This window comes from Bradyrhizobium sp. 40, assembly GCF_023100925.1.
Classification (GTDB): Bacteria; Pseudomonadota; Alphaproteobacteria; order Rhizobiales; family Xanthobacteraceae; genus Bradyrhizobium.
Genome location: NZ_CP064688.1, coordinates 1,974,078 through 1,994,959, shown reverse-complemented (window position 1 = coordinate 1,994,959; position 20,882 = coordinate 1,974,078). Strand labels below are relative to the sequence as shown.

At 60.3% G+C, this 20,882-nt stretch carries 19 protein-coding genes; 7 read left to right on the top strand and 12 right to left on the bottom strand.

The window, feature by feature from the left end; genetic code table 11:
* Window positions 1–50 precede the first annotated feature (50 nt).
* Genes IVB40_RS09455 through IVB40_RS09445 form a run of 3 tightly spaced genes read right to left on the bottom strand, consistent with a single transcriptional unit; the run spans window position 51 to window position 3,523 of the window.
* Complete coding sequence (locus IVB40_RS09455) at window positions 51–773, bottom strand: GntR family transcriptional regulator (protein WP_247460506.1); 723 nt, start codon at window positions 771–773, stop codon at window positions 51–53.
* A gap of 27 nt (window positions 774–800) precedes the next feature.
* Complete coding sequence (locus tag IVB40_RS09450) at window positions 801–2,396, bottom strand: GMC family oxidoreductase N-terminal domain-containing protein (RefSeq protein ID WP_247818691.1); 1,596 nt, start codon at window positions 2,394–2,396, stop codon at window positions 801–803.
* Window positions 2,396–3,523: a mandelate racemase/muconate lactonizing enzyme family protein gene (locus tag IVB40_RS09445; protein WP_247819516.1), complete on the bottom strand. Its 1,128-nt coding sequence runs from the start codon at window positions 3,521–3,523 to the stop codon at window positions 2,396–2,398. The genes IVB40_RS09450 and IVB40_RS09445 overlap by 1 nt, the downstream gene beginning before the upstream one ends.
* A 105-nt stretch (window positions 3,524–3,628) precedes the next feature.
* On the opposite strand from IVB40_RS09445, the gene IVB40_RS09440 reads away from it, so the two are divergent.
* The 4 genes from IVB40_RS09440 to IVB40_RS09425 all read left to right on the top strand — a co-directional run bounded on the left by IVB40_RS09440 (window position 3,629) and on the right by IVB40_RS09425 (window position 7,861).
* Window positions 3,629–4,399 carry an ABC transporter permease gene (locus IVB40_RS09440; protein WP_247818690.1) on the top strand — a complete coding sequence of 257 codons (771 nt, stop codon included), beginning with the start codon at window positions 3,629–3,631 and terminating at the stop codon, window positions 4,397–4,399.
* Complete coding sequence (locus IVB40_RS09435; RefSeq protein WP_247818689.1) at window positions 4,396–5,205, top strand: ABC transporter ATP-binding protein; 810 nt, start codon at window positions 4,396–4,398, stop codon at window positions 5,203–5,205. The genes IVB40_RS09440 and IVB40_RS09435 overlap by 4 nt, the downstream gene beginning before the upstream one ends.
* 20 nt (window positions 5,206–5,225) lie before the next feature.
* Window positions 5,226–6,221, top strand: coding sequence for an ABC transporter substrate-binding protein (locus tag IVB40_RS09430; RefSeq protein ID WP_129276093.1), 996 nt, complete (start codon window positions 5,226–5,228; stop codon window positions 6,219–6,221).
* A gap of 1,307 nt (window positions 6,222–7,528) precedes the next feature.
* Entirely contained in the window at window positions 7,529–7,861 is a 333-nt protein-coding gene (locus tag IVB40_RS09425) for a hypothetical protein (RefSeq protein ID WP_007604755.1), read from the top strand.
* A 264-nt stretch (window positions 7,862–8,125) separates the two neighbouring features.
* On the opposite strand, the gene IVB40_RS09420 is transcribed toward IVB40_RS09425, so the two are convergent.
* Both IVB40_RS09420 and IVB40_RS09415 read right to left on the bottom strand, forming a co-directional pair.
* A complete protein-coding gene (locus IVB40_RS09420) occupies window positions 8,126–8,338 on the bottom strand; it encodes a hypothetical protein (RefSeq protein WP_247818688.1) in 213 nt (70 codons plus the stop codon).
* A 377-nt stretch (window positions 8,339–8,715) separates the two neighbouring features.
* Window positions 8,716–9,114, bottom strand: coding sequence for a hypothetical protein (locus IVB40_RS09415; protein WP_247818687.1), 399 nt, complete (start codon window positions 9,112–9,114; stop codon window positions 8,716–8,718).
* Between the two features lie 617 nt (window positions 9,115–9,731).
* On the opposite strand from IVB40_RS09415, the gene IVB40_RS09410 reads away from it, so the two are divergent.
* Window positions 9,732–9,920, top strand: coding sequence for a hypothetical protein (locus IVB40_RS09410; protein ID WP_247289126.1), 189 nt, complete (start codon window positions 9,732–9,734; stop codon window positions 9,918–9,920).
* 795 nt (window positions 9,921–10,715) lie between these two features.
* Here IVB40_RS09410 and IVB40_RS09405 read toward each other — a convergent pair.
* From IVB40_RS09405 to IVB40_RS09380, 6 genes are all read right to left on the bottom strand, one after another.
* Window positions 10,716–11,210 (bottom strand): hypothetical protein, encoded by a 495-nt coding sequence (locus IVB40_RS09405; protein ID WP_247818686.1) that lies wholly within the window; start codon window positions 11,208–11,210, stop codon window positions 10,716–10,718.
* A 117-nt stretch (window positions 11,211–11,327) separates the two neighbouring features.
* Window positions 11,328–11,555: a hypothetical protein gene (locus IVB40_RS09400; protein ID WP_247430601.1), complete on the bottom strand. Its 228-nt coding sequence runs from the start codon at window positions 11,553–11,555 to the stop codon at window positions 11,328–11,330.
* Between the two features lie 254 nt (window positions 11,556–11,809).
* Window positions 11,810–12,316, bottom strand: coding sequence for a hypothetical protein (locus tag IVB40_RS09395; protein WP_247816412.1), 507 nt, complete (start codon window positions 12,314–12,316; stop codon window positions 11,810–11,812).
* 94 nt (window positions 12,317–12,410) lie between these two features.
* Window positions 12,411–13,010, bottom strand: a complete 600-nt coding sequence (locus tag IVB40_RS09390) for an SGNH/GDSL hydrolase family protein (protein ID WP_247816413.1) — start codon at window positions 13,008–13,010, stop codon at window positions 12,411–12,413.
* Window positions 13,011–14,008: 998 nt separating this feature from the next.
* Window positions 14,009–14,806: a tetratricopeptide repeat protein gene (locus IVB40_RS09385; protein WP_247288209.1), complete on the bottom strand. Its 798-nt coding sequence runs from the start codon at window positions 14,804–14,806 to the stop codon at window positions 14,009–14,011.
* Between the two features lie 23 nt (window positions 14,807–14,829).
* Complete coding sequence (locus IVB40_RS09380) at window positions 14,830–15,450, bottom strand: FecR domain-containing protein (protein ID WP_247818685.1); 621 nt, start codon at window positions 15,448–15,450, stop codon at window positions 14,830–14,832.
* Window positions 15,451–15,744: 294 nt separating this feature from the next.
* Between IVB40_RS09380 and IVB40_RS09375 the strand changes: the two genes are divergently transcribed.
* Both IVB40_RS09375 and IVB40_RS09370 read left to right on the top strand, forming a co-directional pair.
* The gene (locus tag IVB40_RS09375; protein WP_247818684.1) at window positions 15,745–17,958 is read left to right on the top strand and encodes a VCBS domain-containing protein; all 2,214 of its coding nucleotides are present in this window, start codon (window positions 15,745–15,747) and stop codon (window positions 17,956–17,958) included.
* Window positions 17,959–18,432: 474 nt separating this feature from the next.
* The gene (locus IVB40_RS09370) at window positions 18,433–19,188 is read left to right on the top strand and encodes a ThuA domain-containing protein (RefSeq protein WP_247818683.1); all 756 of its coding nucleotides are present in this window, start codon (window positions 18,433–18,435) and stop codon (window positions 19,186–19,188) included.
* Between the two features lie 1,040 nt (window positions 19,189–20,228).
* Here IVB40_RS09370 and IVB40_RS09365 read toward each other — a convergent pair.
* A complete protein-coding gene (locus IVB40_RS09365; RefSeq protein ID WP_247818682.1) occupies window positions 20,229–20,486 on the bottom strand; it encodes a hypothetical protein in 258 nt (85 codons plus the stop codon).
* Between the last annotated feature and the right edge of the window lie 396 nt (window positions 20,487–20,882).

Below are 20,882 nucleotides of genomic sequence, written 5' to 3'. Positions count from 1 at the left end.
CGGTCAAAGTCAGGGTTTGAGCACGACCTGGCCGGAAAGCCGCATCGCTTTTACGGCCGCAAGTCCATGTCGATACGCACGAAATCGCCGCGATAGGTGACCTCGCCGAGATAGATCACTGTACGGTCGCTGGTTGTGAAGACACGACGGACTTCGGCCACGGGCGAGTTGAGGGGCACGCGAAGCAGCCGCGCCGCCTCGAGATCCGCGGTGCCGATCGTAAGCGTCTGACGGGCGCTGGCGATCGCGGGATCCCTGAGATCGTTGAGGATCGGGATCACGGTCTCGTTGCGAAAGCGCTTTGGCGACCTGCGAAAGATCTTCTCGTCGAGATAGATGGAAATGACGCAGTAAGGCTGCTTCTGGCGTGAGTGCAGGCGGCGCATAAAGACGTATTTCTCGGCCGGCTTGCCGTCTTCGGGAAGCAGCGGCGCATCACTGCGGCTTTCCGAGATGTTGATGATCTCCGGCGAGGTGTCGCGGTACATGTCCGCAAGGTCCGACAGCGTAGTCTCGACCTTGAGCCACCGATCTTGCCGCAAAGAGCCCGTGACAAACGTGCCGCGTCCCTGCTGGGCCCCGATGACGCCGTCGCGGGCAAGCAGCTCGACCGCCTGACGGATCGTGACGCGCGACACCCCGAACTCGGCCGCAAGCTCGTCATTGGCTGGCAGGCGAAAGCCACGGGTCCAGGTGCCGCGCGCAATCCGCTGGCGGAAGATGTCGGCAATCTGCGCGTATTTGGGGACGTGACTGTCGGAATTCAATTCCATCTCGCCTCCAGAAGATCAATGAACCGATCAGGCCATGACAAGAGCTGCACCGCGCTCGCCGATCATCAGGCTGGTCGCGTTGGTGTTGGCCGAAGTGATCTGCGGCATCACCGAGGCGTCGATCACGCGGAGCCGCTCGACGCCGCGCACGCGCAGCTGCGGATCGAGCACCGCTCGCTCATCACGGCCCATGCGGCAGGTGCCGACACAGTGGAACACGGTGCCACCCGTGTTGCGCGCGAAATCCCACAGCCCGGCATCGTTCCTTGCTGCGTCTCCCGGCACCACCTCGACGTCCCACAGCGGACGAAACGCCTTCTGTTGATAGATCTCGCGCAGGATCTTCAGGCCCGCAACGATGGTCTTGCGATCGGTCTCCTCGGCGAGATAGTTGGGCGCGATCCGCGGCTGCTCGAACGGATCGGTCGAACTGATCGCAAGCCGGCCGCGCGACTTTCCGTGGCATTGCCAGACCGAAGCAGTAAATCCGGAATAGGCGTGAAGGGGCTCACCGGGCTTGTCGACCGAAAGTGGCATCACGTTAAACTGCACGTCTGGCCTGCCGCCGACGGCGTATTCGGTGCAGGCTGCGCCGCCCACCTGCCCTGCGCCGACCGTCAACGGGCCGCTGCCTGCCAGCATCCACTGCAGGCCCATCTTCGCAAGCTCGACGGGATTTCGGACCTGATCGTTGAGCGAGATCCGCTCCTTCAGGCGGACGATCAGCCGGGCTTGATAGTGGTCCTGAAGATTTGCGCCGACTTCCGGTGCATCGGCAACGACGGTGATGCCGAGCTTGCGCAGTAGATCAGCCGGACCCACGCCGGAAAGCTGAAGGATCTGCGGCGACTGCAGCGCCCCGCCTGACAAAATGACCTCGCGATCCGCTGTCGCGCGGTGCACTTGTCCCTTGCTGATCCATTCGACGCCGGTCGCGACGCGTCCGTTGAAAACGACCTTGCTGACATGCGCATGGGTAACGATGGAGAGGTTCCGACGGCCGGCAATCGGTTGCAGAAACGCAGAGGCGGAGCTGGTCCGCCAGTGACGCCCGATGCCGAGCTGGTAGGTGCCGACGCCGAGCGTGGTTGCGCCGTTGAAGTCCAGATTGAGTGGCAGGCCAAACTGCGCGCCTGCCTCGACCCACGCCCTGGATGCCGGATTGTCATTGCGGAGATCGGAGACCTCGAACTCGCCGAGGCCGCCGTGAAACTGGCTCTCGCCGCCGCGGTAGCGTTCGTAGCGCCGGAAATACGGCAGGACATCACGATAGCTCCAGCCATCGGCGCCAAGGCGTTCCCAGTCCTCGAAATCCTCGTGCTGGCCGCGGATGAAGATCAGCCCGTTAATCGACGAGGATCCGCCGAGCACACGGCCGCGCGGCCAGACGATGGAACGGCCGCCGCTGCCTTCCGACGGCTCGGTCCTGAACAGGCGCGAGAAACGTTCGTTGTAGATGGTCCGATAGTACCCGACCGGAAGCCTGAGCCAAAAATTCCGGTCCGATCCACCGGCTTCCAGCAGCAGCACGCGGCAGGCGGGATCCGCTGACAACCGGTTTGCGACCACGCAGCCGGCGGAGCCCGCGCCGACGATAATGTAATCGTAGCCCTGGGGTGACATCACGCGGTCCGGTACTGTTCGACCGACGCAAGATCAGGCGTGAGCCCAAGACCTGGCGCGTCGCCGAGTTCGATCGCACCCTCCCGGACATCAAGCACGGGGCCACAGAAGCGATCGCGCAGCGGGTTCTCATTGCAATCGACTTCCAGCAGCCCGTCGCCGCCGATGCCGGCCAGAAGATGGGCCGATGCGAGAAGTCCGATGCCGGCACCAAGATAATGCGGACAAAACATCTTGCCTGACTGCAGGATATCGCGGGCGATGCCCGCGCACGCCGAGAGTCCACCCCATTTCGCGATGTCCGGCTGGATCACGCCGAGAACCGGCTCATCCAGCACCTCGGCAAATCCGGCGTGGCTGGCGATGTTCTCACCCGCCGCAAGCGGAAAGCTGATTAACTGGCGGAGCTGCTTCCACTCCTGCCGCGGGCGGTCGGCGCGGATCGGCTCCTCGAGCCAGCCAAGGTCGAACGCCTCCAGCTGCGGAGCAAGCTCAAGCGCCTGCGCGATGGTCCAGCCCTGGTTAACGTCAGCGGCGAGCAGGCCTTTGCCAACAAGCCGCCGCAGGGCCGCCAGATTGGCACGGTCGGCCACCGGATCGAAACCTATCTTCAGCTTCAAAGCGCGGTAGCCACGCGCGAGGGATGCCTCTGCGGCTCGCTCTGACCCTGCGGGATTGATGCCGCTGGCATATACCTTGATCCTGTTCCGGGATCCGCCGAGCAGTTTCCACAGCGCAACGTTCTGGCGGCGCGCGTGGAGATCCCAGATAGCAAGATCGATGCCGGCGATAGCCTGCGCGAACGGACCCGCTTCGCCGGATTGTAGCGCGAGCACCGATGTTCCCTGCGTCAGGCGCTCGAAAGCGGCTGATGGGTCTTGCGCACTAAATCCGATAAGGGCCGGCGCGAGAACCTCGTTGACCAGCCGAACACGGTGCTCGGCGCCCGGCGCCGGAAAATTGCACCACACCTCGCCCCAACCCACGTAACCGTCCGTATCATCGACGCAAACGAAAACGGCAGGCCGATCCGCCATCCGCCCAAACGAGGTGATGACGTGTGTCGTCAGCGGATAGCGATAGCCGAAAGCCTGGACGCTGCGAATGGTGAAAGGCGACGATGTCATGCTCAGAAGGCCTGCGACGCCTATGACCAAAGGCGCTCTTGTATGGTCATCCTATTTATAATATGACCTTCGAAATATCAACCGCTATCCGGGTGGACGCGTCGAATGAACGGAGTTGGCGTAAGACGCTTTGGTCTCGGATTGATTCCGTGGATCGGTGCAATCCTGCTCTGGTACGCGGTCCGATGGAGCGGCTTCGTCAACGTCTCGCTGATCCCCGCCCCGCACCAGGTCGCCGCCAAGTTCTTCGAGCTTCTCACGAAGGAAGGCCTCCTCGTCGACATCTTCGCCTCGACCAGACGCGTCTTCTTCGGCGTCGCGCTCGGGATTCTTGCAGCGGTGCCCGTTGGCTTCCTGCTCGGCTGGTATCGCCCGGCCCGCACCTTCGCCGACCCGATGATCAACTTTTTCCGCGCGCTGCCACCAATCGCGCTGATCCCGCTGGTGATTGTCTATTTCGGCGTGGACGAGGTCGCAAAACTGGTCATCCTGTTCTACGCCTCATTCTTCTCCGGCGTGATCGTGATGTATGAAGGCGTCTCGCAGATCACGCCCCTCTACATCCGCGTAGCGCAGACCCTCGGCGCCACTCAGGCGGAAATCTTCCGCAAGGTCATCATCCCCCTCACCATCCCGCATATTCTCACCGCACTGCGGGTCGCATTGGGCGTGGCCTGGGCAACTCTCGTCGCGTCCGAGCTGATCGCGGCCCAGCGCGGACTTGGTGCGATGATCCAGAATGCCTCCACCTATTTCCTGCTCGATGTCATTTATGTCGGCATCATCTGTATCGGCCTGATCGCTCTGCTCATGGACATGATCCTGCGCAAGATCACGGTGCGGTTGCTGGTGTGGCAGGATCGGGTCATCGCATGAAGAAGCGTGCGCAGTTCGAAAATGTTTCGTTGTCATTCGAAACTCCGAGGGGCCGCCTCAACGTCGTCGAGGACGTAAGCTACGACATCAACGATGGGGATTTCATCGCGGTGATCGGCCCCTCCGGCTGTGGCAAGACCACGATGATGAGCATGCTCGCGGGTTTCCAGAGGCCGACGACCGGCAATGTGCTGTTCGACGGACGTCCCGTCGCGGGCCCCGGGCCCGAGCGCGGCGTCATCTTTCAGGAATATGGCGTCTTCCCGTGGCTGACCGTGAAGCAGAACATAGCTTTCGGCCTGAAGCTCAGCGCCAACCGCGTCCCGGCCGGTGAGCGCGATGCCATCTGCGATCACTATCTCGGCCTGATGGGATTGTCCGACTTCGCCAGCTCCTATCCGAAGCATTTATCCGGCGGCATGCGTCAGCGGCTCGCGATCGCCCGTGCCTATGCCGTCAAGCCGCAGTTCCTGCTGATGGATGAGCCGTTCGGCGCGCTCGATGCTCAGACCCGATCCAACATGCAGAACCTACTGCTGAAAGTGCTCGAGACCGAAGGCAAGACTGTCATGCTAATCACCCACTCCGTGGAAGAGGCTATCTACCTCGCCTCCCGCATCGTGGTGGTGACCGCGCGGCCGGCACGGATCAGGCAGATCATCGACGTGCCGTTCGCCTATCCGCGCGATGAATCAATTCAGGAGCGGGCCGAATTCGGCGAGCTGCGAAGCTACATCAGGCGACTGGTGATGGACGAGTATCGCGCCCAGCAGGCGCAAATGCGTCCGGCATCGTTCGCGGAATAACAAACAAAACGGAGGATACCATGGACCGCAGACAATTTCTGACCACGACGGCGGGCCTCGCGCTCGGCACCTTCACGGCCTCAGCACCGGCGATCGCGCAAGCGAAAACGAAAGTCCGCGTCGGCTATCTGCACACCGTCGCGGTCGACGGCCAGATCTGGACCGGCATGGATCGCGGTTCCTTTGAAAGGCAGGGCCTCGATCTCGAGCTGCGACAGTTCAACACCGGCCTCGAGATCTTCCAGGCGCTGATCGGCGGCAGCCTCGACGTACTGGCCACCGGCGCCGTGCTCTCGAACTTCCCTGCCCGGGGGCAGGGCAAGGTGTTCCTGATCAACGACATTGAGGTCGCGACCGCACAGCTCTGGGTTCGCGGCGACCAGGGCATCAAGTCGTTTGAGGACCTGAAGGGCAAGCGGATCGCGACCGCGACCGGTACCACCGCGCATGTGTTCCTGGATACCGCGCTTCGCGCCAACAAGGTCGATCCGAAGGAGGTCGAACTCGTCAACCAGACCATGCCAGCGGCCGTGACCGCCTTTATCTCCGGCGCGGTACCGGCCGTCGCTCTTTGGGTACCCTTCAACGTCACGGTTCGGGACAAGGTGCCAGGGGCGGTCAAGCTCGCCGATGCGTCAGCCTACTATCCAAAGGCCGCTATCATCGGCGGCTGGGCGGCGGCCAACGATTATTACGAGCCAAACAAGGAAACGCTGGCGAAGCTGATCCGTGGCTGGGCGGATGCGAATGACTACATTGTCGCGAACAGCACCGAAGCGATGGAGAAGCTGCAGAAGGGTCACTATAGCCAAACCCCGCTGGCCGACATCAACGAATCGTTCAAGGCCCAGAAGATGTTCACGTCCAGGGAGTGGAAGCGAATGTACTCAGACGGGACGGTCACCAACTGGCTGCAGCAGTCGACAGATTTCTTCATGGCCAACGCAGGCATCAAGGACTCCACGCCGGCAACCAAATATTTCGATCCCAGTCTGTATCTAAAAACAATCGTGTGATCTGATCGCGGAAGCTGGCGGCTCCCTTGCAAGGAGCCGCAGCACCCGCGCTCTCTTCATGTTGAAGCTGCTTTCGTTTCGGAAGCTGATCAGTCGATGATATGGGTCCCGTTTAGTTGAAGCGTACTGGCGGCGAACCGCCTCCGTTTGCATGACACTGAGCGATCCTGCGGCTTCATTGGCCCTGCTCATCACTGTAGGACCGCTGTTGCCCTGCTTCGGCTGTCTCGTTCGAGGCCAAGCAACGCTGCGCCCGCTCGATCTGGAAGTACAAGAACTAGTCATTCGACGGCTACATAGTCGCCATCTAGCTTCTGCGGCCGTTCTGCTTAACTCAGGCGAAGTTGATCCGAAACACAGCCGGGGCGCTTCTCGCCGAGCATGCGCCACCCGGATTTTGTCGAATATCAACTGCCGCTGACTAATAAGGTTTGCCGACAATCTTTATCAGTCTAGAACCGTCTCCAATTCGGATCGTTACAAGCAAGCCGACTGATGCCGCGTCCTTAAATTGTCGTCAGATGAGGTGCCACTTTCCGCCGGTGCGCTCGTCTTCAGGAGCGGATGGCGTCAATCGCGTGAGCTATCAGGACCGCAACGCTGGCCGCGATTATGATGACTAACAGCCAACTGATCACGCTCGTCTCCATCAACATTATGGATGTGAACCCGCTCAATCCCGCACAGTCAAAAAGAACCCGCCGGAAAGCTTAATTTCAGCGAGGGGCTGAGGACTCGAGGCAACTCTTGCGTCCGCAGTCGGTCCTATCGGCGAGATGCCAGTAGCCGGGTCTCACCGACCCACCATGATGGGTCTCGGTGCAGCTCCCCTCTCGCTTGGCAGCAATAGAGAGCAGAATTGTTCCGGCCTCGGAACAGAATGCCCGCTAGGTTGATTTCGGTTCCGCCGAAATTGTGTTTGCAAAAGAGACAAAGTTGGGGCAGAATTTTTGCTACCGGGGCTGGCTGCATATTTCACTTGGTATTATTGACCCGGCTTCATTTGACGACGCGTGGGCCGCAGCGATTTAACCTCCCGCTGCGGCCTTCGCCGCACGGCAGGCCAGCGTGAACCGGCGAGCGCCCCTCAAGGTACGCCCTGTCGTTGGCGCCTCAGAGTCGGAGGACCGTGAGAACGGCTCAAGCGTCTCCAGCCGCAGCTTTCCCGTCTGATCCGCTGATTGAGCTTCGCAGGAGCGGCTCGCTCTGGGCATGTAGCCATTGAGATAGTTGACCGCGAATCGATGCCGGTTGCACGAAAAGGGCGGAATCCGCATTATGGTTTTGCTGGGCGAAGCGGATCTACCGTGGCTCTGAAGAACCCCGACGCTATTGCGGCAGTCGTGACCGCGCTCCGGCTTACTTACGGCGACGAAACGGCCCGAGCCATGCTGGTCGGCGGCATGAGCCTGGCCGCGCTGATAGAGGCGATGTTCTCCGCCTCGGTTGAGCGACGCGATGCCGTTCGATACGTTGCGTCTGCCTTGGACGACTTCGCCATCTCGCCGGAACCCGGCCCGGTCTGGCATCTTCGCTACGTTTACGAAAGTCATGGCTCGTTTCGCGTCGTCGATATGGAGATTGCGACGCCAACCGGCACACTGTCCAGTAAAGACGTCTGGCTTCGTCTGCCCGTTTAGCTATCTCGCCACCTCTGCGATGTGGCCGGTGCTGTCGACGATTAGCGAGCGCGCGGTGCCTTCCTTGACGGCCTTGTAAGTCTTGATCTTTCCGGCCGGCACCTCCTGGATCTGCGAGTAGCCTGCGGCGCGAAGCTTGGCGATGATCCGACGTCAGGCTGAGCGCGGACGAGGATCCCCAGACCAGTACGAGGGCAGCCATTACGAACGATCGCAGCACTTGCCCTCCTTGCGCGCACGCCGTCATCGGGTTGACTCCTTATCCTAGCCGCCGACCGGCCCCGACAACGTCTCCAGTCCCGCCTCGATGGCCTCGATGTCCTGCTCGATCTGCGCAATCGACAACCTGCAGTCAAAGCCCGCCCAGGCTTTCAGGTCTCCGGCAAGGCGCCGGCGGTGCACCCTCAGCTCTTCAAGCGACTGGCGGTCTTTCACTTTTGCGTAGCCATCCACAATCAACTCAATCGCACTCGACATGACGCTACTCCACAAAAACATTCTGATTTAATCGAATAAAGCTCAGTGCAAGCCGCCCGTTCGGCGCAACTTCTGCGCTGGCTTTGTACAAAAGCCGGCTTACGCTTCAGCCAATGAGGCGGCTGGGGAACAACAAGAGCCAGAGAGCCCCTCGAATGCCCAACCAGGCCGTCGTCAAAATCGGTCAAGATCATTGACGGGTTGGCATTGCACTCAGCGTCCAACGGCAAATTCTTCGAAAACGGTTGAGCACAGGGTTTTAGTTTTTTCTAGCTTTTTCCGAACGGGGGCGTCAAACTTGCGTCCATTGAGAACGTAATTTTTTCAGGGACATTGCGATGGGAAAACCTGCCGTTTCCCGTGATGCCTTCCGGGGACTATTCGCTTTCTATGCGGCGAAGGCTCATCACGACCACAAGCCCGAGGCCGAACATTCCCTTTTGCGGATATTCGGATCTGCGGACGATATACCCGATGCTTTGCTGCAGCAGTGGTCGGACAGAGCTGAGTTGCTCGGCTCCGAAACCGTTGGCCGCGTAATGGATCCACACGTCCGTCAAATCACGAACGGCAATGCACAATACGACCATGCCAGCGACTTTCTCCACACGCTGCTGAGAGACCTCGGGCGGAGAATGCAGTGATCGAACCGCCACGCCATTGGCGCTTGTCAGACGCATAGACTTCGCAGCTTGTTTCCGGCGTTTTCGAACGACTTGGACTTCATAAAAGACCTTCTGGCCTTCAGCCAAGCCCGATGAACCGGCGCGCTGCACTGCGCTAGGCTCTACCGGGTTGGATGAAGCCGACCCACGCCCATTAAACCACTGCAGTGTGTCCGCTGCCAGCTAGGTGTGATCGCAAAGGCCGTGTGAAATAGTTCACAGATTGGGAAAGAAAAGCTCGCTACCGTGGAGAGAGCGGCGGAGATGCTCCGGCCTGCTGTTGCCCGGTCGTCTGCCCATCCGACTTGATGATGAATTGTTTGTTGTCTCGGTAGCGGAAAAGGCGGCGACGATGATTGACGACGATTTGGTCCGGGCACATCGCAACAATATTCAACGCTATCACCTCTTATTGCATACCACTCTGACGGACTTCGAACGGCAGTATGTCGAAAGACGTCTGAGCGAGGAGCAATCGAAGCTGGATAGGCTAACGACTCGTGCTCAAGCAAAGCGAGACGGCCAAGCGGCTACAGATCACGCAGGGTAGGACACCCGATGGAGCACACGGGCTTGCTGTTAAGGGCTGCGGCAGAAAGGCTTGTGCGAGCAGCTGCGCAGCTTCAGCATTCCGAGCGGAGACAACTAGCCGAAGCACGGCAGCACCACCTAAACACTTGCACTCGCCCTTCGGTTGCGGTTGGATCGTCTTTTTAGGATTTGATCCAATGGCAATTCAATTGCTTGTGGCGAAGGTTCTCAGGGACGAGCTATCTTTAAGGGGCATGCAATCATTAAGCGTTGAAGATTCCGAGGCGATTGCTGCTCGCATCTTCGAGCGGATCACTGAGCTCGAGCTGGAACTTGCCGCCCGGGGGTTCAACATCCCCGCGAGCGGCGATGATAGACCAACGTGACGAGCCGAGCGTCATGTCCGTTTACGATCCGCTATTGAGGGAGCTGGTGCGCACAAGGGCGCAAACTATTCGGCTCACGTTCTCGGAAATCGAGGGAATTCTTGGGAGGCCGTTACCGCCGTCAGCTTACAAATTCAGTGCCTGGTGGGGAAATGAGAGTTCGCGCAAAGCTGGGCACACGCAGGCGATGGCGTGGCTGCAGGCAGGCTTCACGGCCAGAGTTTCACTGAAACAGCGGGCAGTGGAATTCCATCGAGCCTAAAGGCTTGTACGTCGCGCCACCTTAGTGTTGCGAGCTTTCCCGCGCGTCCCGGCAGCGTCAGTCCACGGAGAATCAATCCGAACGCGGCGGCCTGTTCTACCCTCTCCTCGCGGTCCTCGGCTCTTCGGCCCTTCTCCTCCAAGGCTGCGTCGATGAAAAGGAGGTCCAGAATTGCATTCTTTGAGACAAAATAGCTCCCATTCGAACGCCCCAGTGCTTGGGTTATCGCTCAGGCCGAATAGCGGCCTACTGGGCAGACGACGAAGAGGTTCACCGTACTGCCGATTTCAAGTGCCAAATCGATCAGGGCAGCACTCCGAAATCAATAAGGCACCGGACAGATCACGCAACACTCTTCAACCACCAAGGTTGTGGTTGCAATGGACGAGACCGCTGTGGCGTCGCCGCATGAGCGTGGCTCGAATTTTAACCCGGGGAAAGGCGTACGTCCGAGCTCCTCGCCTCTGCGGGGCGACGCCTGGGGCGCGTCCGCGGTGAATGGCGCTCGCGAGGTCCTATAGTCGGCACCGTCATCAGTTCAGCTTGAAAAACGTCTGCCCTAGCCGCTCCTTGAGCGTTTCCAGTAACGACAGTCTTGTATCAGGCGCCGCAGCTTGCGCTCCCGTTGCGGGTGCGGGAATAATATTCAACGGTTTCGCTGTTCGGCGGTTAGAGGCTTTTTTCCCAGATTCGCCTTTTGCCGCATGCTTCGGCTTCAAGACCTCGCCGCCTGATTTCGGAGTGACCGGCTTCCCGGCGACGTCAAGTTCGGAGAATGCGCTCTGCAGAGGCCGAGCAGATTGCACCAACGTCGTCGATGTAGAAGGACTGATGTTCGACGGAGCCCCAAGCGTCGGCAAACTGGTATCGATTATTACCCGTTCAGGTGCCCGCTCAACTGAGCTGATCCTTATGGACGGTCGCTCTACGTCACTGTTCCCTGGGCCCAGCGCCTGCTGCGGCAGGCACCAGCCGATTCCGATCATCAACAGGACGAGAGCGCTGCCGACGAATCCGAAGTATTTCATCAAAGGCACAGGCCGCCTCCGTTTGGGGACGACCTTGCGGCCTCGTTTGTTAGCAAAAAGCTAAAGGTAGATTAAAACGGAAGACATGGTTACTACGCACGTTGCGATGCAAAGTGGCTATCTCGCGGGCGTCCGTGACTTCGATGCTGCGTCGTAGATCTCGATCTTCAGCATCGGATACTTGGCCAACAATTCAAGGGCCGCTTTAGTCGCGGCGTCCTGATCAAGAAATTCAGTCTTGAAGCGACCATCGACGAGCATCGCAAAGCCGGTGGCCGGCGCGAGGTCAGCACGCCGAACTTGGCTTGGTTGCGGACGTTCCAGGTGAAGGGTTGTTTTGTTCATTCCTTACTTATCCGGCTGGAGAACGCTCTTGCTGCTGAGGCTCTCGCAAATCGCCGAATTGAATGCTTGGGGTTTCCCAACCGGCGTAAGCACAGAACAAGAGAACAGAGATTCGAAATGCAATCGACATGCCGCCCGCCTTTTCTTGTTGGTGAGGACGGTACAAGCAACGTCTTACGGCCAGCTTAGGAGAAAGGGTTTGCGCGAGGTATACGCCTGATCAAACGTGCGAGGCTGGTTTGCCGAAGCCCCCGTCACATTTCTGTCGGTGCCCGCACCGATTCAGCATTCATGAATGAATTCGCTATCGTGACCAGGTGTACTGCGGCGGTGCCCAGCTGCTCCATTTCCTTGTCAGCAGTGTAGGCTGAAGCCGCTCGTCGATAGGCGATTGCAACGGTTGCGTATGCATCCGTGATCAGTACAGCTGAATGGTCGTGCGCATCCTTGGCTTTCCGATCACGTGCTTGGACGACTTTTGTTGCCGCCTGAGCGGTTAATTCAGCAAGCTTCTCGTTACTTAAGCTCGGATCATCAATACCAGGCTGACATGCAGAAGCCGCGCCGGCGATGGCCTGATAGTATTGGCGCTTTTGCCACTCATTGGCCGTCAGGTAACTCTGCAGCAGGCGGCGAGCCCTCACTTCAAGCTGCTTTCGATCGCTTCGGATCTTTTGATGATCTGAGCTAAGCCAGCGGAGCATCGTCTGCCTATTCACTTCGGCGCCTAACGCAAAGATCAAGGGGCTATAGAGTTCCATCAGCACACTTGAGCGTTCGCCCAGCGCCCTCGGGAAATGTTGAAGTCGATTACAGCCTGCAGGTCTAGCGAATGAGAACGAATTCTACGATGAATCAAGTGAGAGGAAAGAGGGAGTTGAGCGCAGGTCGAAAGTAATTTGCCTCCATGTTGCTTTGTCCGCCCTGCGAAGGATGCGTGCCGTCAGGGTATAAAGCTTGGTTTGCGGCAGCGGAGTCAGGGCCCCAGGTCGGATCGGCAGCCCAATCGACAACAAAGTCGCACTTTCCTTCACTCGGAAAACGTCGCAGACCCCCATCGGCGGTGGCCCGATTAACATTGAAGAGACCTTCGTTACGAGGATTGTGAGTGCTGATTCCGAGCTGCACGATTTTGCGTGAGGATTTAATTGCATCCTGGAAAGTGGCCAAATACCTTGCAAATGCAGCAAGCCACGCAGAAGCGTCAGTCGAACGAAGATCGTTTTGTCCGGCCTGAACGAACAGGATGTTCGGGACATCTTTGAATGCGGCGATCACTGACGGTTGTCGGCCGAGCATATCTGCAAGAAGAGCACCATCCGTCGCAAAGCATTGCTGACTAGTCTCATGGACAGCGTTTGGTAGGTAGAGGGTGTGGTACGATATCGTCCTAGCCCCACCATTATCGACACTGGAGCTTGAACCTTCGACGATGAGGTGACGCATCAGAGGCATTCACGTCGTCTCCCAGTTGCAGATCATCAGCGCAGCTGTACCAAGAGCATTTCGTCCCTACCTAGCTGCTCGGCGAAAGTGCATGGCGCCCTGCGCTGGCTGCAGAATCCGATCATGCTCCCCCCAAGTAATCTGATTCAGCGCCTTATTGTCCTGTTGCGACTTCCATTTGGAACGGGATCGAGCTGGGGCGTTTGTTCCTTGCAGCATAGGAGTTCAGAATGAGATCTTCCAGATTTCTCTTGGTAGCGGCGCTCGTTTTGACCAGCACCTCGGCTTTGGCGCAAGCTGGCGGAGGTGGTTCAGGTGGAGCTTCGGGAGGAGGAACAGGCTCAGGCAGCACAGCGGCCGGCTCGATGTCGAGCAGTGGCACCGTGAACGGTACGGGTGGTTCGCCCGGACCTAACACGAGCAACGCTCTCAACCATCAAACCACGGGAAATCGGCTGGGCGATCCGGCTAGGAATGAGAACAATGGCTCTTCAACCCCCGCCAGCGGCTACGTCAACGATCCTACGATGAACAAGGCTGTGCAGGATTTGGGTAATACGAATACTGGTATTGTAGCGCCTACGCGCTAGGCCTCCGCCACCGGCGGGCGCCCCACATGAGCGCCCTGGTTGGAATTAGAACGGCTACCGCACGCCACGACGTGAAGACTATGCGGCGCGGCCCGAACGGGTTTAGCCAGACGGGCTCTTGGACTGATAAGCTTTTGCGTATTACCTTATCAGTTGGCCAACTGACTCCGCTTTGTATGAAAGCTTATCAGTCGATCAACTGACCCCGTTTTGACTCGAAAGCTGATGAGTTCGCCATCTGGCTCTGTTTCGTACGTCTGCTTATCAGTTTTGTAGGAAGCAGAACCGTTTAGCATTTTTCGGGTATCGCTCGCTGGAGGGAGAGAATCTATAAAAAAACTTGCTCGAACGCTGCAGCTCAGGTTCTCTCGGTGGGGGAGAGATGGCATTCTCCGACGGGCACGCGTTGAGGACGGACTACGGTACGCCGTAGCGCGCGAATTCCTCGGCGATGTCGCCCCGGACAGCTTTCGCGGCCGCGACATCGGCTTCTCCCGAAGCCGTCTCGCCGCGGCGGATCTTTGCCCGGCCGCGACCGTACAGCGCGGCGGCGAGCGTGGGGTCGATGCGCAGCGCGGCGTCGTAGTCGGCGATGGCCGCATCGGTCCGTCCAGCCTTGAGGTGGGCGAGCGCGCGGGAATCGTAGGTCGCAGCCGTATGCGCGCCCGACCCGATCGCCTTGTCGCAGGCTTCCACCGCGCCTTGCGGGTCGCCCGTGCTCGCCCGGATCCAGCAAAGGCCGCTCCAAGCCACTTCCATGTCGGCGTTCAGACGAGTCGCGGCGGTGTAGTCGCTTTCGGCGCGTACGAGATCGCCCTTCTTCAGCCAGGCCTCGGCGCGGTTGACGAAGGCGCCGGGGTATGCCGGCTGGAGGGCGATGGCTCGGTCGAAATCCTCCATCGCGGCGTCGAAGTCGCCCGTCCTCAGTCTCGCCGCGCCGCGGTTGTTGACGGGCTTGGCGAAGGTCGGATCGATGCCTATGGCCGCGTCGAAGTCGGCGACAGCGCGGTCGTAGTCGACCTTCGCCGCGTAGGCGATGCCGCGGTTGTTGTGGGCCATGGCCAGGGCCTGTGGCCCGCCACGGCCGGCTGCGATGAAGGCAGAGCAGGCCTCGATCCTCCGGTCGGGGGACGAGGCGGCGTTGCAGAGCTCGACGTTCCGGAATTGACCTTCCGGCTTCTGCGCCGACGCGGGGGCGGCCAGCAGCAGGATCATAACTGGCGCCGTCCCGAAGACCTTCAGCATCCCCGGCAGATGCCGAGAGCGCGGTCGGCCCTCCGCTGCCGGGGAGGCGCAACGGTCGGACCGGCCTTCCGCTTCATGACGGCATCCTTGCCCTCCTCGATCAGGGTGGCGAACTCGACCGTGCCGTCGTCCGAAATCTCGATGTGGGGCGTGGTGCCCCGGATCCCCAACGTCGCCACCGGCGTGTCCACCTTCATGCTCCCGGTCTTGGCGACGCTGCCGGCGACGAAGGTGAACGTGCCTCTGGTCAGGCTGATCAGGGTTGAATTGTCCTTGCCGTCCGGATCGTAGACGAACTCGCTCATTTCCATGCTGGCGTTACTCGACAGGCTGAAGGAGCTGCCGTCGGCGAAATTGATACCGAGGCGCCCGTCGGCGCCCGTCCTGACGACGTCGCCCCGATAGACTGGATCGCCGACCTTCGCGCTGGCCGCGTCCTCGGACAGTCTCGCCTGCACAACCGCGGCATCGATATGCTCGATCACTGCCGTGCCAGCGACGGTCACGACCTTGCCGATTGGCTTGACGTCCTGCGCCCGAAGCGGCGCAGGCGGATACGCCACTGCAACGAGCAAAAGGCAGAGAAGCCCTGCGACCGTCCTTAGTCCGTGCATGCGTCCGCTCCCGTCCGTGAAGAGCCCGCTTCGGCGGAATGATGGCAGAGCGCGCCCGGCGCATCATACCGCACGTTGCGACCGCCACTCTTTAGTGGCAACGGACGATGGTCCCGACCGCTCAGCGCCAACAAAAGAGCGCATTTGCGCGCACCCAGTCAACATTTCGTGAAGGGGTCTCGGGACGACAAAGCGTAGTCTGGTGCGCAGAACCGGACCTCGGCGGGTGGACACACACGCGATTGATCGGTCCGGCCGCTTCGGCGGAAGCGGGCAGCATGCGAGGCGTTCAAGATGTCGCTCGCACGTGTCTTCACCGGTCTTTGGCCGGCGCAGAACCAACGCAGTCCGCCGTCCGTTAGCGGCGGGCGCGCTGTAGAGTCGGCGGTTGTCGCGAGACTCGGATGGGCCGAAGGGCTGTCCTTCGTCGCGTTGATCCTTTCGGCTCTGAAAGAAGCGTGGGCCGCCGATCCCGATCTCGCGTTGTTCGACGAGGCCTCCATCACCTACAAGGGCTTCGAGCATGGCACCTTCGAACTCATCACGAAGGAGGCGGTGCCGCGCCACATCATCGTGGACGATCCCGGGCAGACGGTCATCCTCAGCAAGACCGGATCATCCGTCAGCTTCGCGCAGGTCGCCAACAACGCTTCGCGGATGGAGGACCTGCAGAGTCGGCAGCAGGACGTGCTCGACAACTACTCGAAGGATCATGGGCCGTCCGGATCCGGCACGCCTCCGGGCGAAGCGGTCGATCAGACGCTGCAGCCGATCGATTTCCAGGCGCCGGACGGGCCCAATCCACAACATGCCCTCCCCGGGGTGGTGGTGCCGGCCAGCTTCGTGCCGGATGGGCCGTTGATCCATTCGCCACCGACACTGACGCTCGGGTCGGGCCCCGTCGAGATCGACACAGTCGCTTTCGATGAGTTCTCGGCGAGCAGCGGCAGCTTCTCGGCCACGAGCTTCGGCTCCGGCACGACCCCGACCTTTGGCATCGCGGGCGGCGCGATCGGCCCTTTCACCGTCGCGGGCGCAAGCTACGACGTCGAGAAGGTCGGTTCCTTCGGAATCCTTTACTTGAACAGCGCGACCGGCGCCTACGCCTACGTACCGAACAACGATGCCATCAACGCGCTGAAGGCGCCGAGCGCCGACAGCTTCACCATCACGGCGTCCGACGGCTTCGCCTCGGCGAGCCAAACCTTCACGATCGACATCGCCGGCACCGACGACGCGGCGGCGATAAGCGGCGGGACCGGTGGATCCGTCGCCGCGATTGCCATGGACGCCGCCGCGATTGCGGCGGCGTCCATGGCGGACGACGTCCCAACCGCGACCGGCAAGCTCGCCGACACCGATGTCGACGATCCGGCCAACACGTTCACGGCGGTGAGCTCTCCGCATACCAGCGACAAAGGCTACGGCAGCTTCACGATAACGTCCGACGGGCACTGGACTTACGCACTGGATCCCGCCAGCGCCGCGGTGCTGGCGCTTACGACGTGCCAGAACCTGACAGACACCTTCACCGTGACCACCATCGGCGGCACGCCGCAGGTCGTCACGGTGACCATCCAGGGCGCCGACGATCCGGCCGTCATCTCTGGGGACACGCATGGTCGCGTGGTCGAAGCGGGCGGGGTCCACAATTCGTTGCAGGGCATCCCAACGGCGTGCGGCCTTCTGACCGCCACTGACGTCGACGGCCCCTCGAACGCGTTCGATCCCGTCAAATGTCCGGAGCCGAGCGACCACGGTTACGGCAGCTTCACCATGACCGCGGATGGGCACTGGACCTTCGCGCTCGACAACGGCAACTGCGCGGTGCAGGCGCTGAACGCAGGTCAATCGCTGACTGACGATTTCACGGTGAGGGCCGCGGACGGTACGGCACAGACGGTGACCGTCACCATCGAGGGCAGCAACGACGCCGCGGTCGTCTGCGGCGATATTTGCGGACGCGTGACCGAGCCAAGCAATCCCTGCGACGCCCCCCCACGCGCGAGCGGCACCTTGTCCGACAAGGACGTCGATAATCCCGACGACACATTCACGGCGACGACATGTCCGCAGGCGAGCGACCACGGCTACGGCAGTTTCACGATGACGACCTGCGGCACGTGGACATACGTGCTCGACCCCGACGACCCGGAGGTCCAGGCCTTGAGGCCTTGCGACGCGCTGAGCGACACCTTCACCGTGACCACGATCGACGGCACGCCGCAGATCGTGACCGTGGTCATTCAGGGCGCCGACGACCAAGGCTTTCACAACCGGGCCGAGCCCGCGTTCCATTTCGAGGCGGGTGCGGAACAGCAGCATGCCAGCTCGACGGCCCCGGCAGTCGCTTCCTCGGTCCCCGTCGCCGCGCTCAATCCGGAGCACGATTCCGCCGCGGCCGCATGGCCCCATCCGGCCGATGCGGCGCCGGAGGGTTGGCGTTTCGACCAGGAGGCTGCTGGCCAGGGCGGACACCTACCCTTCCAACACGATCTGATCCTCTGAGAGCCGCCGACGCCTTCGTCGCGTCCCGGCGGATTGGCGTTTTCCAGAGGCGCTCCCATGGTTGCGCCGATCACATTCACGGACCCGCACCGCCATCAGCTGCACGGCCATCAAGAGCCATGAACGCGCGCTACTTCATGTCCGCTCCCAGGCACCATAATCCAAGGTCATACTCGGAAGGCGACAGGAGCAGCACTTGCAGGATCCGCGATGTCCGCATCGGACAACCAGAAGGGCTACTTGTCCCCCGTGCAACATAATGTCCGGGTTGGGTCAAAGTGCGAAGAACCCGGCCTGAGCAAAACCAGTCCGCTTCCACCCACGAAGCTGACCTCAATGAGACGATTCGCCACTTCGCTGATAGGCCAGCAGCGTTGCATAGGACGCCAGGGGGCGATGCCCCAAGGCCGGTGCTGGGCTGATCTGTGCTAGGCTTCTTCAAAACATGGTTGGTTGGCTTTGGCGGAGGCGATTGTGAGGCGACGTGAGTTCATCGCGCTCCTGGGCGGCGCGGCGGCAATCCGACCACTCGGCGCGCATGCGGAGCATCCGCCAGAGCGCATCCTCTATTTCACATACTCCGCCGGCTACCGGCATGATGTCATACCGCTTTCCAAAGTAATCCTGACCCAGCTCGGAAGCAATTCGGGTGTCTTTGAAGTCATTGCAACGGAAGACACGTCCGACTTTTCTACCGAAAACCTCGAGCGCTACGCGGCGGTGATGTTCTACACAACCGGAGAACTTCCGATGAGCGCCGCGCAAAAGAGAGCTCTTCTCAACTTTGTGCGCTCGGGCCGCGGATTCCTCGGCGTTCATTCGGCGACGGACACATTCTACACTTGGCCGGACTATCTCGATCTGGTCGGCGGCTACTTCAATGGTCATCCTTGGCATCAGGCCGTGAAGATCGAGGTGGTTGATCCTGGCGATCCCCTGGTGGCTTTTCTCGGGAATTCGTTGCAAGTCGAGGACGAGATCTACCAAATCAGCGACTTCGACTATCGTGGTTCACGCGTGCTCCTGCGGCTCGACCCAAGCTCGGTGGACCTTGGCAAGACCGGCGTGCATCAACGATTCTATGGCTGGCCTCTCACCTGGACCCGATTCTATGGCGAGGGACGAGTATTCTATTCGGCGCTAGGCCACGAGCCGTCAGTTTGGCAGGACGCCCGCTACCAGCGAATCCTCACGAACGCTATCCTCTGGTCTATGCGAAGGTCGCCCTAGGAGACGCCGCCGCACTTCGCATTTGCGCCACCGCCGGATTCGTCGGGTGGTGTCCGTGCCAGAGGTTCGGACGGTCTTGGTCTGCGACCTTCCGTTCCGGGGCAATGCGAAGAACTCGACTTGAGCAAATCTTGACCGCCATGCCTCAATAAGCAGACCTCAATGAGGCGCCGCGTTACTTCGCTGATGGGCGAACTGCAGACTCGTGCAGCGCAGAAGGATCGTTATTCAATCAACTCGTTGGCGCGGCCGAGCGGCGTGGCAGGGATATCGATGCCGAGCGCCTTGACCTTCGAGAACGTCGGAATGCTCCCGGTCTTCCGACAAACACGCAAAAACATCAACGTCAAAGGTGTCGGGTTTTACGTGTTAGACGTTTCCAGACAAAATATTTGTTGCTGAATTTTCAACAGAGCGCATCCTGATCGCGGGTCGAAAGCCCAAACATCAGCCGATAGCCAATCCGGTCAGCGGCGATCACAAATTTTGTCCAGGGGCCGCGCGCGTATGTCCAAGGCGCACGCCAAAGGTGCGCGGGGCCGTCTGATGTCGGTCATTTCGCCCCTGGACTGCCGTCTTGCTCTAAAGGCAAAACATCATGCGCTCATCTCTCGCCCTGGTTTCCGACGTCGTTCCCTCTAAGACGGAGATCGGCCGCGAACTCGCTCGCAGGAACGTGGATCTACTCCTCTCCATCGATGGGTCCTATGCCCTCGTTCAACCGAAGTATCTGGGTGTTGTTTGACGTTGCGGACTGCGTCGTTTTCCCACCCGTGCGGGTAGTTGCAGAACAGAAGCTGCCGGCGTCGTGCGTGCCTTAGGTATGAGGACCCTTATGGCCCGAAGCCGAAGGTCGGTTGAGCGCGTGTAATGTCGGCTGTCAGGGGCAATCCGGACGCGGTTCCAACTTGGTGTCCACCGCTGCTTTTGACCCGGAACAGAAGTCGCAGAGGAACACGGTCGGGACCTCTGGACGGACACCAGCCTGCCTTGCGGACACCGCACCAATAAACGTCGATCCGTCGATTGACATTGCTTTATTAGGCCAACTCAGCAAGTAGCGCGGCGGATTCTTTGAGGTCGGGCGTATCGAAGCCTTCAGTGAAGCAGCGGTAGATCGGCGCGAGCAGGTCGCGGGCGTCGGTGCGCTTGCCTTGATTGCGCCAGAGACGGGCCAGGCTACTGGCGGCGCGCAATTCCCAAAGCCTCGCGCCCTGTTTCTGCGCTGTTTCAAATGCGCGGCACAGCCAGCCTTCGGCATCGCGTCCATCCGACTTGGTGATCAGCGCCTCGGCCATGAGCCGAGATAGCTCCGCCTCATACCACCGCTCGTCGGTTCGCTCGATTTGCACGCTTTTGTCGGGTTTTTAAATCTCGCATCTCCATACAAGAAAGCGCTGTGCCGCAGGCATTTTTGCGACTCCAACATTTGAGCAACGTCAGCAACTTAGATAGACTCATTGCGTCGTGGAGGAGCGCACATGAAGAAAAAGCGAGTTTCGCCTTCAAAAGATCCCGCAGTGATAGCGCTCAATCGCGGCCGGGGGCTTCCAGTACACGGCCGCTCCTTCGGATCCTGGTGGTTGAAGTGCCCGCGGGTCGGCAGCAGAATCAGGAGACGCTTGCACAGCTGCCGAAGGCCGAACTCTGAGATCCCTAGGTCGGCACCTGGCCGGATCATCGTCTTGCTCCAG